Below are 369 nucleotides of genomic sequence, written 5' to 3'. Positions count from 1 at the left end.
CCGTCTGCGAAGGCAGCGCCGTCCACTCCTCATTCGCCGAGCCACCATAATTCCGGCGATTCAGACGATCCTTCAGATTCTGGTCCTGGTTGTCCTGGCTCCACGACGAGAGCTTGCGAAAAGCCACCAGGTCCACAGCCGTCTTCACATCCGCCGGCGTATCCAGCGGCTGATCCGGCCCCAGCGCCTTTACCTCCTGCTGCAACGTGGGCGGTAACGCTTCAAGCGCCCTGACTGCCCCAGCCTTCTGCTGCAACCCATTGAAGTCAGCCTGCGCCTCCGGCAGCGTCCCGTAATCGCGCGAGTTCATCGTCTGCGCGATCGCCGGATCGGCCTTCGTCACCTCGCCATTGATGTACTCCTGGATCG

General features: G+C 62.3%; 1 protein-coding gene. It reads right to left on the bottom strand.

Annotation, left to right across the window (positions count from 1 at the left end; genetic code table 11):
* On the bottom strand, window positions 1–369 hold a 369-nt coding region (locus tag AC1ECK_RS36700; RefSeq protein ID WP_480328203.1), incomplete at both ends, for a hypothetical protein.

It is taken from the genome of Paraburkholderia sp. SSBN10T, from assembly GCF_056619545.1.
This window is presented reverse-complemented; position numbering and strand designations above follow the sequence as displayed.